Annotated in this window: 16 protein-coding genes; 3 read left to right on the top strand and 13 right to left on the bottom strand. The window is 75.7% G+C overall.

What is annotated here, in order from left to right; genetic code table 11:
* Positions 1–44 precede the first annotated feature (44 nt).
* Positions 45–962: a 5'-3' exonuclease gene (locus tag JOD57_RS00605; RefSeq protein WP_204694493.1), complete on the top strand. Its 918-nt coding sequence runs from the start codon at positions 45–47 to the stop codon at positions 960–962.
* A gap of 16 nt (positions 963–978) precedes the next feature.
* Here the strand turns inward: JOD57_RS00605 and JOD57_RS00600 are convergent, their stop codons facing one another.
* From JOD57_RS00600 to JOD57_RS00565, 8 genes are all read right to left on the bottom strand, one after another.
* The gene (locus JOD57_RS00600; protein ID WP_204690113.1) at positions 979–1,566 is read right to left on the bottom strand and encodes a DUF4333 domain-containing protein; all 588 of its coding nucleotides are present in this window, start codon (positions 1,564–1,566) and stop codon (positions 979–981) included.
* Between the two features lie 111 nt (positions 1,567–1,677).
* A complete protein-coding gene (locus JOD57_RS00595) occupies positions 1,678–4,524 on the bottom strand; it encodes a DEAD/DEAH box helicase (protein WP_204690112.1) in 2,847 nt (948 codons plus the stop codon).
* Positions 4,525–4,684: 160 nt separating this feature from the next.
* On the bottom strand, positions 4,685–5,605 hold the full coding sequence (locus JOD57_RS00590) for a diacylglycerol kinase family protein (protein ID WP_204690111.1): 921 nt from the start codon (positions 5,603–5,605) through the stop codon (positions 4,685–4,687).
* 56 nt (positions 5,606–5,661) lie between these two features.
* Positions 5,662–6,624, bottom strand: a complete 963-nt coding sequence (tatC, locus tag JOD57_RS00585; protein ID WP_307824342.1) for a twin-arginine translocase subunit TatC — start codon at positions 6,622–6,624, stop codon at positions 5,662–5,664.
* 20 nt (positions 6,625–6,644) lie between these two features.
* On the bottom strand, positions 6,645–6,935 hold the full coding sequence (gene tatA / locus JOD57_RS00580) for a Sec-independent protein translocase subunit TatA (protein WP_204690110.1): 291 nt from the start codon (positions 6,933–6,935) through the stop codon (positions 6,645–6,647).
* 107 nt (positions 6,936–7,042) lie between these two features.
* On the bottom strand, positions 7,043–7,270 hold the full coding sequence (locus tag JOD57_RS00575; RefSeq protein WP_204690109.1) for a hypothetical protein: 228 nt from the start codon (positions 7,268–7,270) through the stop codon (positions 7,043–7,045).
* Between the two features lie 10 nt (positions 7,271–7,280).
* Positions 7,281–8,270 (bottom strand): helix-turn-helix transcriptional regulator, encoded by a 990-nt coding sequence (locus JOD57_RS00570; protein ID WP_204690108.1) that lies wholly within the window; start codon positions 8,268–8,270, stop codon positions 7,281–7,283.
* A complete protein-coding gene (locus JOD57_RS00565; RefSeq protein WP_204690107.1) occupies positions 8,267–9,244 on the bottom strand; it encodes a helix-turn-helix transcriptional regulator in 978 nt (325 codons plus the stop codon). Before JOD57_RS00565 ends, JOD57_RS00570 begins: the two co-directional genes overlap by 4 nt.
* Before the next feature lie 113 nt (positions 9,245–9,357).
* On the opposite strand from JOD57_RS00565, the gene JOD57_RS00560 reads away from it, so the two are divergent.
* Positions 9,358–10,467, top strand: a complete 1,110-nt coding sequence (locus JOD57_RS00560; protein ID WP_307824341.1) for a DUF3866 family protein — start codon at positions 9,358–9,360, stop codon at positions 10,465–10,467.
* Positions 10,468–10,597: 130 nt separating this feature from the next.
* Here the strand turns inward: JOD57_RS00560 and pafA are convergent, their stop codons facing one another.
* Genes pafA through prcB form a run of 3 tightly spaced genes read right to left on the bottom strand, consistent with a single transcriptional unit; the run spans position 10,598 to position 13,781 of the window.
* The gene (gene pafA, locus JOD57_RS00555; protein ID WP_204690106.1) at positions 10,598–11,956 is read right to left on the bottom strand and encodes a Pup--protein ligase; all 1,359 of its coding nucleotides are present in this window, start codon (positions 11,954–11,956) and stop codon (positions 10,598–10,600) included.
* A gap of 56 nt (positions 11,957–12,012) precedes the next feature.
* Positions 12,013–12,933 carry a proteasome subunit alpha gene (prcA, locus tag JOD57_RS00550; RefSeq protein ID WP_204690105.1) on the bottom strand — a complete coding sequence of 307 codons (921 nt, stop codon included), beginning with the start codon at positions 12,931–12,933 and terminating at the stop codon, positions 12,013–12,015.
* A gap of 5 nt (positions 12,934–12,938) precedes the next feature.
* Positions 12,939–13,781 carry a proteasome subunit beta gene (gene prcB, locus JOD57_RS00545; RefSeq protein ID WP_204690104.1) on the bottom strand — a complete coding sequence of 281 codons (843 nt, stop codon included), beginning with the start codon at positions 13,779–13,781 and terminating at the stop codon, positions 12,939–12,941.
* A gap of 223 nt (positions 13,782–14,004) precedes the next feature.
* Here prcB and JOD57_RS00540 point away from each other — a divergent pair, with 223 nt between their 5' ends.
* Entirely contained in the window at positions 14,005–14,688 is a 684-nt protein-coding gene (locus tag JOD57_RS00540) for a hypothetical protein (protein ID WP_204690103.1), read from the top strand.
* A gap of 10 nt (positions 14,689–14,698) precedes the next feature.
* Here the strand turns inward: JOD57_RS00540 and JOD57_RS26575 are convergent, their stop codons facing one another.
* Positions 14,699–15,139: an endonuclease domain-containing protein gene (locus JOD57_RS26575; RefSeq protein ID WP_204690102.1), complete on the bottom strand. Its 441-nt coding sequence runs from the start codon at positions 15,137–15,139 to the stop codon at positions 14,699–14,701.
* Between the two features lie 216 nt (positions 15,140–15,355).
* Positions 15,356–15,565: a ubiquitin-like protein Pup gene (locus JOD57_RS00530; protein ID WP_204690101.1), complete on the bottom strand. Its 210-nt coding sequence runs from the start codon at positions 15,563–15,565 to the stop codon at positions 15,356–15,358.
* Positions 15,566–15,619: the final 54 nt, after the last annotated feature.

Genomic DNA, 15,619 nt, shown 5'->3' with positions numbered 1-15,619 from the left:
CGCCCGGGTTTCCCGGACCGTTACCGTCGCCGCCCGTGACGACGATGCTGCTCGACGCCGCGAGCCTCTACTTCCGGGCCTTCTACGGCGTCCCCACCAGCGTGACCTCCCCCGACGGGCGGCCGGTGAACGCCGTGCGCGGGTTCCTGGACATGACCGCCCGGCTGCTCACCGCCCACTTCCCCGACCGGCTGGTGGCCTGCTGGGACGACGACTGGCGCCCGGCGTTCCGCGTCGAGGCGCTGCCGTCCTACAAGGCGCACCGGCTCTCCCCCGACGGCGGGGAGGAGACACCCGACGAGCTGGCGCCGCAGGTGCCCGTGCTGGTCGACGTCCTCGCCGCGGCGGGCATCGTGCGCGTCGGGGCACCGGGCTACGAGGCCGACGACGTCATCGGCACGCTGGCCACCCGGGCCCGGGGACCGGTCGACGTCGTCACCGGTGACCGCGACCTGTTCCAGCTCGTCGACGACGCCCGCGGTGTGCGGGTGCTCTACACCAACCGGGGCATCGCCGACATCGAGATCGTGGACGAGGCGGCGGTGACGGCGAAGTACGGGATCCCGGGGCGGGCCTACGCCGACTTCGCCGTGCTGCGGGGCGACCCCAGCGACGGGCTGCCCGGCGTGGCCGGCGTGGGCGCGAAGACCGCGGCGGCGCTGGTCACCGAGTTCGGCGACCTGGCCGGCATCCGCGCGGCCGCCGCCCGCACCGCCGTGCCCAGGGCGCCGCTCACCGCGGCGGTGCTCAAGCGGCTGCACGCCGGCAGCGACTACCTCGACGCGGCGCCGGTGGTGGTGGCCGTGGCGCGGACCATCGACCTGCCGCCCGTGGACGGGACGCTCCCGCGCCGGCCGGCCGACCCCGCGGCGCTGGCCGCCCTGGCCGACGCGCACGGGCTGCGCTCCTCGCTCGGGCGGCTCGGCGCCGCCCTGGGGTGGCCGGCCGACGCGCTCGGCTGAGCCCACCGGCCGGTGGTCAGACGACCTCCCAGGTGTAGGCCGCCGCGTCCTCGTCGGTGATCGCGACCCGGATGGTCACGTCGTCGCCGTCCTCGGTCGTGCCGCTGCACTCGTAGGTCTCGTCCTCCTCGACGACCATCTCCTCGCCGCAGGAGACGTCGATGCCGACGCCGAAGGTCTCCTCGTACTGGGCGGCGATGTCCTGTTCCGCGCGGGTGGGGTCGAGGACGTCGTCCCCGAGGGTCAGCAGCAGGGTGACCGCCACGGCGATGACGACGACGGCGACCGCGACCAGGCCGAGGACGAGCCGGGTCCGCGACCTCCCCGGCGGCCGGCCGGGGCCCCCGGGCTGCCCGTACTGACCCGGCCCGTAGTGACCCGGCCCGTACTGCGCGGGCTGCCCGTACGGGCCCGGCGGCCCGTACTGCCCGGGGTACCCGTAGGGACCCGGCTGCTGCCCCTGCTGACCCGGCTGGCCGTACTGCCCGGGCTGCCCGTACTGCCCGGCCGGCTGGCCGTACTGCCCCGGCTGGCCGGGCTGCTGGCCGTACTGCCCCGGCTGCCCGTACTGGCCCGGCTGGCCACCCGGCGGTGGGTTGGTCATCGTCGCTCCTGTCCCGTCCGACCCCCGGGGGTCCTCCCGCGACACCGCGTCACGGGAGCGGGAGGATTGTGCACCACCTGCCCGGCGACCCCGCTCCTCCGCGCCCGGGCGTCAGCCGCTGACCGCGACGGCGACCACCCCGCGCCGGACGCGGCCCACGGCCGCCCGGGCGACCGCGGCCACCGACTCGTCGGCCACCTTGGCCAGCTGGTCGAGCACGTCGACGAGCTGGCGGGCCCACCGGACGAAGTCCCCGCCGGAGAGCTCGGTGCCGGCCTGCTCGGCGCCGGCCAGCACCCGGTCGAGGCTCTGCCCGTCGGCCCAGCGGTAGGCCGCCCAGGCGAACCCGAGGTCGAGGTCACGGGTGGCCGGCAGCCCGCGGTCGAGCTCGACGTCCTGCAGCCGGGCCCGGATCCGGCGCATCTCGCCGATGGCCGCGGCGACCTGCCCACCGGGCACGGCGGGCTGGCCCGGGGTCTCCCGGCGCGCCTCGAAGACCAGCGTGGAGACGGCGGCGGCCAGCTCGGCCGGGCCGAGGCCGCGCCAGGCGCCCGCGCGCAGGCACTCGGCGATCAGCAGGTCGCCGTCGGACCAGATGCGGGCCAGCCGCCGTCCCTCGTCGGTCACCCGCGGGACGTCGTCGACCGGCACGGCCTCCGCGGTGTCGGCCGGCACCAGCGGCGCCACCTCCGGCACCAGGTAGCCCAGCTCCTCGAGCACGTCGCAGGTGCGGTCGAACTGCCGGGTCAGCGAGCCGGTGCGCTCGGCCATCCGGCGGTGGGTGGCCTCGGCCTCGGCGACCTCGCGCAGGTACCGCTCGGCGGCGCGCACCCGCTCCTCCCGGTCGGGCAGCCCGTGCACGGGGTGCGCGCGCAGCGCCCGGCGCAGGTCCTGCAGCACCGGGTCGTCGGCGGCCGCGGACCGCTGCCTGACCCGCCGCGCCCCCAGGTCGTGCTCCACCCGGGCGGAGCGCAGCGTCGAGGCCAGGTCCCGCCGGGCGTGCGGGCTGCGGTGGTTGAAGTTCCTGGGCACCCGCACCCGGGCCAGCGCGGCCACCGGCGTCGGGAAGTCCACGCTGCCCAGCCGGCCGGCCCACTTGTCCTCGGTGAGCACCAGCGGGCGCGGGTCGGCCAGGTCGGTGACGCCGGGGTCGAGCACGACGGCCAGCCCCTGCCGCCGGCCCGAGGGCACCCGGATGACGTCGCCGGGGCGCAGCGCGGCCAGCGCGTCGGCGGCCTCGATGCGCCGCTTGGCCGCCGAGTCGCGGGACAGCTCGCGCTCACGGTCGGCGATCTCCCGCCGCAGCCGCGCGTAGGCGGCGACGTCCCCGCCCTCGGAGGTCATCTCCGCGGCGAAGCGCTCGGCGTCGCGCTCGTGCCGGGCGGCGGCCCGGGCCAGGCCCACCACCGAGCGGTCGGCCTGGAACTGGGCGAAGGAGGAGGCCAGCAGCTCCCGGGCGCGGGCCCGGCCGAAGGAGCCGACCAGGTTGACCGCCATGTTGTAGCTGGGCCGGAAGCTGGACCTGAGCGGGTAGGTGCGGGTGCTCGCCAGCCCGGCGACGACGGAGGGGTCCATGCCCGGCGCCCACACGACGACGGCGTGCCCCTCCACGTCGATGCCCCGCCGCCCGGCCCGGCCGGTGAGCTGGGTGTACTCCCCCGGCGTGACGTCGACGTGCGCCTCGCCGTTCCACTTGACCAGCCGCTCGAGGACGACGGTGCGTGCGGGCATGTTGATGCCCAGTGCCAGGGTCTCGGTGGCGAAGACGGCCTTGACCAGGCCGCGGACGAAGCACTCCTCGACGGTCTCCTTGAACGCCGGCACCAGCCCGGCGTGGTGGGCGGCCAGCCCGGCGAGCAGTCCCTCGCGCCACTCCCAGAAGCCGAGGACGTGCAGGTCCTCGTCGGGCAGGCTGCCGGTCCGCTCGTCGACGATCCGGGCGATCTCGGCGCGCTCGGCCTCGTCGGTCAGCCGCAGCCCCGACTGCAGGCACTGCGCGACGGCGGCGTCGCAGCCGTTGCGGCTGAAGATGAAGGTGATGGCCGGCAGCAGGCCGGCGCGGTCGAGCCGCTCCACGACGTCCGAGCGGGCCGGCGGCCGGTAGCGGGGCCGGTGCCAGTCGCGGTCGCGCCGCGACCCGCCGTTGCCACCGCCCCAGCTGTCCAGCCGGCGCTCGTACTCGCGCACGTAGCGGACCAGCTCGGGGTCGACGACGCTGGCGCCGCGGTCGCGGGTCGACAGCACGCGCGGGGTCTCCCCCTGCTCGGCGGCGTGCGCGGCCGGCCGCAGGCTGAACAGGTCGAACACCCGGCTGCCGACCAGCATGTGCTGCCACAGCGGGATCGGGCGGACCTCGCTGACCACGACCCGCGTGTGGCCGCGGACGGTGACCAGCCAGTCGGCGAACTCCTCGGCGTTGCTCACCGTCGCCGACAGCGACACCAGGGTCACCGACTGCGGGAGGTGGATGATCACCTCCTCCCACACCGCGCCCCGGAAGCGGTCGGCGAGGTAGTGCACCTCGTCCATGACCACGTAGCCGAGGCCGTCGATGGCCGGCGAGTCCGCGTAGAGCATGTTGCGGAGCACCTCGGTGGTCATCACCACCACCGGGGCGTCGCCGTTGACGGCGTTGTCGCCGGTCAGCAGGCCGACCCGGTCCTCGCCGTAGCGCTCGACGAGGTCGTTGTACTTCTGGTTGGACAGCGCCTTGATCGGCGTCGTGTAGAAGGCCTTGCGCCCCTCGGCGAGCGCCTTGTGCACCGCGAACTCGCCGACGACGGTCTTGCCGGCGCCGGTCGGCGCGCAGACCAGCACGCCGGCGCCCTCGTCGAGCGCCTCGCAGGCCTCCACCTGGAACGGGTCGAGGGCGAAACCGAGGTCGGCGGTGAAGTCGGCGAGGGTCGGGTGCGCACTGCGCCGCCGGGCAGCCGCGTACCGCTCGGCGGGGCTGGACATGCTCTCCACGTTAGGCGTCCTCGGGGGCTTCGGCGCGGCCGACCTGTTGGTCGTTAGCAGTTGGGGATAACGGTTGAGCTGCGGACGGTGCGCGACCTCGTCCTCCCGCACCGCAGCGCGTCCTCCCGCACCGCACACCGCCGGGGAGGAGACGCGACGATCAGGTCACCTGGTCGTCGCGGGACCCGCGGGCGGAGCCCACCACGCGCAGCGCCCCCGGCACCGCCTCGGCCGTCACCGGCAGCGCCGCCACCGGCTCCCCGTCGGCGTACGTGCTCAGCCCCGCGCCGGCCAGCCCGACCCGCGCGGCCCGGTGGACCGTGACGGCGGGGTGCCCGACGTGCGTGCCGTCGGCCAGCCGCGGGCGGGTGCCCACCAGCTCCCGGCGCGACACCGGCCCCACGACGGTGACGTCGAGCAGGCCGTCGGCGGGGTCGGCGGCGGGGCAGATCCGCAGGCCCCCTCCGTACCAGGCGGTGTTGCCGACGGCGACCAGCGTGACCGGCAGCGTCCGGGACCCGCCGTCCAGGGTGAGCGTGACCTCCCACGGCCGCAGCCGGGCCAGCTCGGCCAGGATCGCGACGTCGTAGCGGCGCGGCCCGCGCGGCCAGCGCAGCCGGTTGGCCCGGTCGGTGACGGCGGAGTCGAACCCGCAGCACAGCACGGTGGCCCACCACCGCCCCGCGGTGCACCCGGCGTCCAGCGTGCGGACGGCGCCCTCGCGCAGGTCCGCGGCCGCCGCCACCGCCGCGGTCACCGGCTCGGGCGGCACGCCGAGGGCCAGGGCGAGGTCGTTGCCGGTGCCGGCCGGCACGACCGCCAGCGGGGTGGGCGTCCCGGCGACCGCCTGCAGCGCCGCGTGCGCGGCACCGTCACCCCCGACGGCGACGACCGCGCCGACCCCCGCCGCGACGGCGGCCGCCGCGGCTCCCTCCGCCTCCGCGCGGGTGGCGGCCCGCAGCACGTGCGGCGCCAGGCCGCCCCGCCGCAGCACGTCGAGGACGGCGCCGGAGACGGTGCGGGCCCGCCCCCGCCCAGCGGCCGGGCTGACGAGGACGACGACGTCGGTCCCGGTGCCCACCCGGCCCCCTCCCCCTGCGTCCCGGGCGTCCCGGCCCGAGCGCGTGTGCCGGCGGCTCAGCCGCGGGAGCGGGCGCCGGGGCGGTCGGTCGCGGCGGCGTCGGCGGCGCCGTCCCGGCGCAGGTCCTCGCGCGGGGTCGGGGTGGCGTCGAGGGAGGAGGGCCGGGCGTCCAGCGGCGAGGCCTCGCCGTCGGCGACGTCGTGGAAGTGCTCGTGCGCCTCGCGCCGGGCGCGCCGCCGGTCCACCACGCGGGCGACCTGGATGGCCAGCTCGAACAGCAGCACCATCGGCAGCGCCATGGCCAGCATGGTGAAGGGGTCCTGCGTCGGCGTGATGAACGCGGCGAAGACGATGGTCAGGAAGAAGATCCAGCGCCGGCTCCGCGCCAGCACGGCGTGGCTGAGGACGCCCACCAGGTTGAGCGCCACGGCGATCAGCGGCAGCTCGAAGCTGAGCCCGAAGGCCACCAGCAGGCTGATCACGAAGCCCAGGTAGTCCGGCGCGGTGAGCTGGAAGGCCACCTCGTCGCCGGCGAGCCCGAGCAGCAGCTCCAGGCCCGTGTAGAGGGTGAGGTAGGCCAGCACCGCACCGAGGGCGAACAGCGTGGTGGAGGCCGCGACGAAGGTGACCGCGTACCGCTTCTCGTTGCGCTTGAGCCCGGGGGTGATGAACGCCCACAGCTGCCAGAGCCAGAACGGCGAGGACAGCACGGCCCCGGCGATCAGGGCGATCTTCAGCCGCAGCAGCACGCCGCCGAAGACGTCGAGCACCACCAGCCGGCAGGCGTCGTCCCCCTGGAAGCGGAGCTCGGGGGGCAGCGAGCAGTAGGGCTCGCTGAGGAAGGTGAGCAGGCCGTGGTCGTACCAGAGGAAGCCGGCGACGGCGCCCAGCGCGAGGGCCAGCAGCGCCTTGGCGACCCGGTTGCGCAGCTCGGTGAGGTGCGCGACGAGGGTCATCGTCGCCTCGGGGTCGCGCGGGGGCCGGCGCCGGCGGCGTCCGCGCGACCCGGGCCCGCTCACGTCGCCGCTCCGCGGTGCGGTCAGCGGGGGTCGGCGGCGCCGGGCCGGCCGGCGCGCGCCCGCAGCTCGGCCGCGCGCGCCTCGGCGGCGGCCGCCTCGGCCTCGAGCGCGGCACGGCGGTCGGCGTCGGAGGGCTCGAGCGGAGCGGGGGCGGGACGGCTGCGGTCGTCGTCCTTCATGCCCTTCATCTCGCCCTTGAAGATCCGCAGCGAACGGCCGAGCGAGCGCGAGGCGTCGGGCAGCTTCTTGTACCCGAACAGCAGCAGGATCGCGAGGATGATCAGGATGATCTCCGGCGCGCCGAGGTTCATGCGTCCTCCAGGTCCAGGGGGCGGGGGCGATGCTACGCGCGGGGTGTTCGTCCCCGGGGTCCTCGGCGGACGGCTCGCGGAGCCGGCGGGTGGTCCCCGCCGGGCGCTCAGCCGGCGTGCGCACCCCGGGCGGCCGGCGGCCGCTCGCCGGCGGCCTGCAGCGCGGCCGCCCGGTCGGCGGTCGCCTGCACCTGCTGCAGCAGCGGCACGACCTCGCGCTCGGCGGCCTGCAGCTCGCGGCCGAGCCGCCGGAACGCGCCGAGGACGGCGAACACGAGCGCGCCGAGGACGACCAGGGACAGCACGACGACGGCGATCCAGACCACGAGCAGCACGGCGAGGACCCTAGGCCCCCGGGCCGGCACCGGCGCCGGCCGCGTACCGGTCCAGCGCGGCGCGGGCGTCGGCGGCGACGGCGGCGGCCAGCTCGGCCGGCTCGTCGACGGTGGCGGCGCCGCCGAGGGAGGCCACCAGCCGGCGGGCCCAGGCCAGGTCGGCGGTGCGCAGCGCGACGGCCAGCCCGCCGGGCGGGTCGGGGACCTCGCGGACGTCCTCGGCCGGGTAGTACTCGGCCACCCAGCGCGCGGTGCGGGCCAGCCGCAGCCGCACCACCGGCGAGCCCGGCTCGGGCTGGTAGAGGCCGGACTCGACGTCGCGCGGCGCGGCCTGCGGCGGCGGGGCGGCCGGCTCGTCGAGCACCCGGACGTCGTCGATGCGGTCCAGCCGGAACAGCCGCACGCCGGCGACCTCCCGCGACCACGCCTCCAGGTACCAGCGGCCGTCGACCAGGAGCAGCCGCATCGGGTCGACGGTGCGCTCGGTGCGCTCGTCGCGGGTGGGCACGTAGTAGTGCAGGTGCAGCGCCCGCTTGCGCTCCAGCCCGTCGCGGACGACGGCGAGGGCCTGCTCGCGGGCGTCGACCGACAGCGCCACCGGGGTGACCCGCTCGGCGGCGTGCCCGGCGGCGGCCGACACCTTGGCCAGCGCGCGGCTGACCGCCTCCTGCTCGGCCAGGCCGGGCAGGTCGAGCAGGGTGCGCAGCGCGACCACCAGGGCCACGGCCTCGTCGGTGGTCAGCCGCAGCGGGCGGACCATGCCGGCGGTGAAGGTGACCCGCACGCGGTCGCCCTCGAAGGCCAGGTCGATGAGGTCACCGGGGCCGTAGCCGGGCAGGCCGCACATCCACAGCAGGTCCAGGTCGCGGCGCAGCTGCCGCTCGGGGACGCCGAAGTCGCGGGCGGCCTCGGCGAGGGGCACGCCCTCCGGCCGGGCGGTGAGGTACGGGACGAGCGAGAGCAGCCGGGTCATCCGCTCGTTGGTCGCCGGGCCGGTCACGCCCCCTCCCCCGTGGTCGCCAGGCGCGTCAGCCGCTCGACCACCGCGGCGCGCACCGCCTGCGGCGACTCCACGACGACGTCGGGGCCGTAGGCGGCCAGCTGGTCGGCCAGCCGCCAGGGCTCGGTGGTGCGCAGCTGCAGCCGGTCGTCCCCGTCCTCGGCCGGCCCGAGCGACGTCGCCCAGCGGCGCAGGCCCACGGCGCCGCCCGGGCGGGCGCGGACCACCACCAGGTGCTCCTCTCCCCCGGCCTGGCGGGCGACCAGGGCGGACAGGTCGACGTCGGCCGGCGGCTCGAAGGCGTTCTCCGGACCGGTGGCCCGCGGCGTGCCGACGACCCGGGACAGGCGGAACACCCGCGGGGCCTGCCGGTCGAGGTCCAGGCCCACGAGGTACCAGCGCCCGTGCCAGGCCACCACCCCCCAGGGCTGCACGTGCCGGCGGGCCGGAGTGTCCTCGTCGGGACGGCGGTAGTCGAACTGCAGCACCCGCCGGTCGCGGGCGGCGGCGTAGCAGGGCTCGAAGGCCGGCTCGTCGACGTCGAGTCGCGGCTGGACGGGCAGCGCGCGGGTGGGGTCGACGTCGACCCCGGCGGCGCGCAGCTTGACCAGGGCGCTCTGCGCCGCGCCGGCCAGCTGGGCGGACTCCCACAGCCGCAGCGCCAGGCCGACCGCGGCGGCCTCCTCACCGGTCAGGGTGATCTCGGGCAGCTCGTAGTCGGCGCGGGCGATGCGGTAGCCGTCCTCGGTGTCGAACACGCTGGTGCGGCCGGTCTCCAGCGGGACGCCCATCTCCCGCAGCTCGGCCTTGTCCCGCTCGAACATGCGCTTGAACGCCTCGTCGGCGCGAGCGGTGCCGTCGTCGGGCTCGTAGCCGGGCACGATCGCCCGGATGCGGGCGGCGGTCACGTACTGCCGGGTACCCAGCAGGGCGATGACCAGGTTGACCAGCCGCTCCGCCCGTTTCGCCGACACGCACCCAGCCTAGACAACGGACCCCCTGCCCCCCGCTGCTCGCACGCCCGCAGCGGGGGCCCGCGGGGGGCCACGCGAGGCGCGGGGGGCACCGGGGTCCTTACTCTCCCCCCGTGGGGGAGAACCAGACGGCGGTGCACCGGATCCGATGGCGACGCGGGCGGGTGACCGCCCTCGGACGGAGCTGGCGCGACGCCCAGGAACTGACCGTCGAGGTCCCCGGCGACGGCGCGGTCCGGTCGCTGGCCCACCCGTCGCTGGTCGGCGTCCCCGAGGTGGGCGACGAGGTGCTGCTCAACACCACCGCCTGGGCGCAGCGCCTGGGCACCGGCGGCTACGCGCTCGTCGTCGCCGTCCCCGACCGGCTGCCGCCGGACCCCACCGGCCCCGGCCACCTGGTCAAGGCCCGGTACACGCCGCTGCAGGTGAGCGTGCAGGGCGTCGACGAGCAGGACACCGAGCACCACACGGCGATCGCCGAGGCCGAGGACCTCGGCGGCATGCCGGTCGTCGTCGCCGACCTGCACTCGGCGCTGCCGGCCGCGCTGATCGGCGTCTTCGCCACCGACCCCGACCTCAGGGTCGCCTACGTGATGACCGACGGCGGCGCGCTGGTGGCCGGGTTCTCCCGCACGCTGCACACGCTGGCGCCGTCGCTCACCGGCGTGGTGACCGTGGGCCAGGCCTTCGGCGGCGACCTGGAGGCGGTCACCCTGCACACCGGGCTGCTGGCCGCGCGGCACGTGCTCGGCGCCGACGTCACGATCGTCACCCAGGGCCCGGGCAACCTGGGCACCGGGACGTCGTGGGGCTTCTCCGGCGTCGCCGCCGGCGAGGCGTGCAACGCCGTCTCGGTGCTGGGCGGGGAACCGGTCGGCGCGCTGCGGATCTCCGACGCCGACCCGCGCCCCCGCCACCGCGGCGTCTCGCACCACTCGCTGACCGCCTTCGGCCGGGTGGCCCTGGCCGGGGTGACGCTGGTCGCGCCGCGCGGGCTGGGCTCCGAGCTCGGCCAGCAGGTCGAGGAGGACCTCGCCGGGCAGCCCGAGCGCAACGAGGTGGTGTGGGTCGACACCGACGGCCTCGACGAGGCGCTGCAGCTGTCCCCGGTGACGCTGTCGACCATGGGCCGCGGCTGGCCCGAGGAGCGCGCCTACTTCCTGGCCGCCGCGGCCGCCGGCCGCTACGCCGCACTCCAGGTCCCGCTGCCCGAGGAGGGGTGAGCGGCCGCCGCAGGTGCCGCGCCCGAGTGGGCCCGGAGGGGTCCGCGACGGGTGCGACGGTGGGGCTCGGCGCAGCGGGGGGACGGCACCTGGCCGCGGCGCGGTCCGGCAGGACCGCGCCGTCATCGCGTCACATCGAGGCGATGAGCTTCTCCACGCGCTCGTCGACGCTCTTGAACGGGTCCTTGCACAGCACGGTGCGCTGGGCCTGGTCGTTGAGCTTGAGGTGCACCCAGTCGACGGTGAAGTCGCGCCGCTTCTCCTGGGCCTTGCGGATGAACTCGCCGCGCAGCTTCGCCCGGGTGGTCTGCGGCGGCACGTTCTTCGCCTCGAACACGCGCGGCTCGTGCGCCACCCGCTCCACCTGACCGGCCCGCTCGAGCAGGTAGTACAGCCCCCGCTTGCGGCTGATGTCGTGGTAGGCGAGGTCCATCTGGGCCACCCGCGGCGAGGACAGGGTGAGGTCCCGCTTGGCGCGGTAGCGCTCGATGAGCGAGAGCTTCGTGGCCCAGTCGATCTCCCGGTCGATGAGCGAGAGGTCCTCGGTGTCGACCGCCTTCAGCACCCGGCCCCACAGGTCGAGCATCTGCCGGTGCACCGGGCCGAAGCCCTCGCGGTCGACGAACTCCGCGGCCCGCGAGTGGTACTCGGCCTGGATCTCCAGCGCCGACATCTCCTTGCCGTTGGCCAGGCGGACCTTGCGGCGGCCGGTGATGTCGTGGCTGATCTCGCGGATGGCGCGGATCGGGTTCTCCAGCGACATGTCCTTGATCGGGACACCGGCCTCGATCATCCGCAGCACCAGGTCGGTGATGGTGACCTTGAGCAGCGTCGTCGTCTCGTTCATGTTCGAGTCGCCGACGATGACGTGCAGCCGCCGGTAGCGCTCGGCGTCGGCGTGCGGCTCGTCGCGGGTGTTGATGATCGGCCGCGAGCGGGTCGTCGCCGAGGAGACGCCCTCCCAGATGTGCTCGGCCCGCTGGCTCACGCAGTAGATGGCCCCGCGCGGGGTCTGCAGCACCTTGCCGGCGCCGACGACGAGCTGGCGGCTGACCAAGAACGGGATGAGGACGTCGGCCAGCCGGCTGAACTCCCCGTGCCGGCCGACCAGGTAGTTCTCGTGGCAGCCGTAGCTGTTGCCGGCCGAGTCGGTGTTGTTCTTGAACAGGTAGATGTCGCCGGTGACACCCTCCTCGGCCAGCCGCTGCTCGGCGTCGACCAGCAGGCCCTCGAGGATCCGCTCACCGGCCTTGTCGTGCACGACCAGCTCGGTGAGGTCGTCGCACTCGGCCGTGGCGTACTCGGGGTGACTGCCGACGTCTAGGTAGAGCCGCGAGCCGTTGCGGAGGAACACGTTGGAGCTGCGCCCCCACGAGACCACGCGCCGGAACAGGTAGCGCGCGACCTCGTCCGGGGACAGCCGCCGCTGCCCGCGGAAGGTGCACGTGACGCCGTACTCGGTCTCGATCCCGAAGATCCGTCGGTCCACGGACCGAGCCTAGGCGCCGCGTGCGACTCCGGCCGGTTCCCGGCGCCGCGGGCCGGTCAGGACCTCGCGCCCCCGTCGGTGCCCCCGTCGGTGCCGCCGCCCTGGCCGTCGGCCGGACCGGGCTGCGGGCCGCCGCCCTCCCCCGTGCCGGCGGTGCCACCGGCCGTGTCGGGAGCGGCCGGGTCGCCCAGGCCCGCCGGGGTGCCCGGCTGCGGGGTGCTCGGCGTGTGCGCGGCGGTGGCGCCCTCGGACGCCTCCCCGGCCGCCCGGTCGCCCAGCAGCGTGCCCAGGGCCGCGCCGACGACGCGGCGGAAGGCCCGCTTGGGCCGGCGGCGGTCGAGGACGGCGACCTCGAGCTGGCCGGCGGGGAGCAGGCCGCCGCTGCCGTTGCCGCTCGACATGGCGGGGCTGACCGCGGACAGCGCCCGGACACCGGTCATCAGCGCCCCGCCGAGGTCCAGGCCGCGGCGGAAGTTCTCCCGCAGGTGCCCGGTGACGGCCTCGGCCTGCCCGCCCATGACGACGAAGTCGGGCTCGTCGACGATCGACCCGTCGAAGGTGAGCCGGAAGAGCTGGTCGGTCTCGGAGCTGTCCCCGACCTCGGCCACGCACAGCTCGACCTCGTAGGGCTTCATCTGCTGGGTGAAGATCTCCCCCAGCGTCTGCGCGTAGGCGTTGGCGATGACCCGGCCGGTGACGTCGCGGCGGTTGTAGGAGTAGCCGCGGACGTCGGCCAGCCGGACACCGGCCACCCGCAGGCTCTCGAACTCGCTGTAGCGGCCCACGGCGGCGAAGCCGATCCGGTCGTAGAGCTCGCCGACCTTGTGCAGCGTCGAGCTCGGGTTCTCGGCGATGAACAGCACGCCGTCGGCGTAGGTGAGCACGGCGACGCTGCGGCCGCGGGAGATGCCCTTGCGGGCGTACTCCGAGCGGTCGCGCATCAGCTGCTCGGGCGAGGCGTAGTACGGCATGGTCATGGCGCTCAGCCCTGTCCCTCGGCGGCGGCCCGCTCGTCGATGACGGTCGTGGCGACCCCGGCGACCTCGTCGTCGGCCAGGCGGACGGCGCCCTCCGCGTCGACCCGGTAGACGATCGGGTAGAGCCGGCGCACCGGGTCGGGACCGCCGGTGGCCGAGTCGTCGTCGGCGGCGTCGTAGAGCGCCTCGACCAGGGTGCGGGTGGCGGCGTCGCCGTCCAGGCCGGTGCGCCACGTCTTCTTCAGCGAGTTCTTCGCGAACAGCGAGCCCGAGCCGACGGCGGCGTAGCCGCGCTCCTCGTAGTTCCCGCCGGTGACGTCGTAGCTGAAGATCCGGCCCGGCGTGGTGCCGGGCGCGGCGTCGAGGTCGTAGCCGGCGAACAGCGGGACGACGGCCAGGCCCTGCAGGGCGGCGCCGAGGTTGCCGCGGATCATCTGTGCCAGCCGGTTGGCCTTGCCGTCGAGGCTGAGCGTCAGGCCCTCGATCTTCTCGTAGTGCTCGAGCTCGACCTGGTAGAGCTTCACCATCTCGATGGCGATGCCGGCGGCGCCGGCGATGCCGATGACCGACCAGGAGTCGGCCGGGTAGACCTTCTCGATGTCCCGGCTGGAGATCAGGTTGCCCATCGTGGCGCGGCGGTCGCCGCCCATGAGCACGCCGTCGGCGCAGGTGACCGCCACGATCGTGGTGCCGTGCGGGGTGAGGTCCCCGACCGGGATCTGCGGCACCGGCCGCCGCCCGGGCAGCAGGTCGGGAGCCGCGGAGGCCAGGAAGTCGGTGAACGAGGAACCCACCCGGTCCAGGTAGGCGGGCGGGAAGCCGCTCCGGCCGGTGTGCGACTGGCTCAACCCGTCCACCCTCTCCGCCCCTCACGGGGTGCTGTCCGCGCTGTTCGGCAGCCCTCGCAGGCCCCGTCGGTCGTCGCCCGCACACCGGTCGGGGGACCGGCGGCGGCGTCAGGACGACCCTACCGGCGGAGCCGACGGCCCACCCGGGGCGCGGGCGGAGGCCCCGCCGGGCCCGCGGCGGGACTACCGTGCGCGCCACCTCGCAGCGACCGGAGGGGGTGCGGTGGCCGACGAGCCGGTGGCTCCGGAGCGGGACGACGCCGGACCGGGCGGCCCCGCGGCACCCGTCGCGGTGGACGTCCCGCACGTGCCCGGGCGACGGCGCCGCTGGGCCCTGGCCGGCGCCGGAGCGCTCGTGGTGGGGGTCTGCGGGCTCGCGACGGGGGCGTCCCTGGCCGCCCTCGCCTCGGGGGAGCGCGGCTGGGGCGTCGTCGTGGCGATGACGTTCCTCGTGATCGCTGCGCTGACGCTGTTCTCCCGGGTGCGGCAGAACGGCGCCGGCGAGCTGTCGTGGGACGGGCGGGTGCTGGCCGGCCGGACGCTGCTGGGCTGGCACGGCGTCGACGCGACCCGAGTGTACGCGGTGGCCGTGGTCGACGGCGACGGCGGGCCCACCGGGCTGCTGCTGGCCGACGACAGGACTCACCTGCGGGTGTCGTGGTACCGGCTGGGGCGGCTGCCGCACGCCGACCGGCTCCGCGCGGCGCTGCTCGAGCGGCAGGACCGGCACGCGCTTGACCTGCCGCTGCAGCTCTGCACGGAGTGGGGCCTGACGCCGGTGCCGGGGGCGCCCGCGGCCGGCCGGCTGCCCGGTGACCTCCGGGACCCGGCCGACGGCCTCATCACGGCACTGACCGTGGTCGGCACCCTGGTGACCGTCGTGGGAGCCGGGCTGCAGGTGCTGTGACCGGCCGCGGTCACCTCCGGGCGAGCGGCTCCTCGCCACAGCGGCCGTGGCGCGCGCGGTGCCGGGCGACGTACTCGACAGCGGCGTACAGGGGTTGCGGATCGTCCCCGAACCGGCCCGGGCCACCGTTGCAGTCGAAGCGGAGCAGGACCCGCACCTTCCCCGTCACGTGGTCGTGGTCGACGTGCTCCGCCGGCGCGACCTCACGGGTGGCGCAGAGCCCGCGCTGCTCGGCGAGCACCGCATCGGCCTCCTCGGCCGTGATCCCGTACCGCCGCTTCAGGTGGTACGTGCGAGAGCCGCCGACCTCCTCCCGCGATGCGCGCCCGCGGGCGTCGTGGCAGAGCCGGCAGTACGTGTGCCGGCCGGTCTCGCTGACCGGGGTCTTCGGGAACTCGACGAGAGGCTTGACGGTGTCGCGGTCCGGACACCACGTGTGCCCCTCGGGCACCGTGCGCTCGAGGTCATGCCGGTGCCTGGGTGGGCCCTGGCGGCGCTCCTTCGAGATCCGGAGGCGGCGCCGGGCGTGGTCCCGGCAGTACCAGGCGAGTCCATCGACCCGACGCCGGTCCCGTGTGAACTGCTCTACGGCGCGGTGTTCACCACAGTCGGGCCAGTACTTGACAGCACCGTTCTCCGCGGCCGTCTTGGCCTGAGCCAGGAACGGTCACTCGCCGCCTTTTTGCACATAGCTCCTGACGAACTCTTCCGCATTCTCCTCGAGGACGTCGTCGATCTCGTCGAGGATGGCGTCGACGTCCTCGGACATCTCCTTGTGCCGCTCGGCGACCTCCGTGTCGACCGACGCCTCGACCTCCTCGGTCTCCTCGCGTGAGCGGGTCGTCCGCTGCTGCCCGCCGGTGTCCCTGGTGGCCATGTGCCCTCCCCTGGTGCGCGCCGAGTGCGTGCTGTCGCTGAAACTACCCGCAGG

Origin of the sequence: Geodermatophilus bullaregiensis (assembly GCF_016907675.1) — a bacterium.
Classification (GTDB): Bacteria; Actinomycetota; Actinomycetes; order Mycobacteriales; family Geodermatophilaceae; genus Geodermatophilus; species Geodermatophilus bullaregiensis.
This window is presented reverse-complemented; position numbering and strand designations above follow the sequence as displayed.

Excerpts from the sequence above, each read along its gene's own strand:
- JOD57_RS00605 (WP_204694493.1), top strand. The coding sequence starts at position 45 with ATGCTGCTCGACGCCGCGAGCCTCTACTTCCGGGCCTTCTACGGCGTC.
- JOD57_RS00595 (WP_204690112.1), bottom strand. The coding sequence starts at position 4,524 with ATGTCCAGCCCCGCCGAGCGGTACGCGGCTGCCCGGCGGCGCAGTGCG.
- prcA (WP_204690105.1), bottom strand. The coding sequence starts at position 12,933 with ATGACCATGCCGTACTACGCCTCGCCCGAGCAGCTGATGCGCGACCGC.
- tatA (WP_204690110.1), bottom strand. The coding sequence starts at position 6,935 with ATGAACCTCGGCGCGCCGGAGATCATCCTGATCATCCTCGCGATCCTG.
- JOD57_RS00530 (WP_204690101.1), bottom strand. The coding sequence starts at position 15,565 with ATGGCCACCAGGGACACCGGCGGGCAGCAGCGGACGACCCGCTCACGC.
- JOD57_RS00600 (WP_204690113.1), bottom strand. The coding sequence starts at position 1,566 with ATGACCAACCCACCGCCGGGTGGCCAGCCGGGCCAGTACGGGCAGCCG.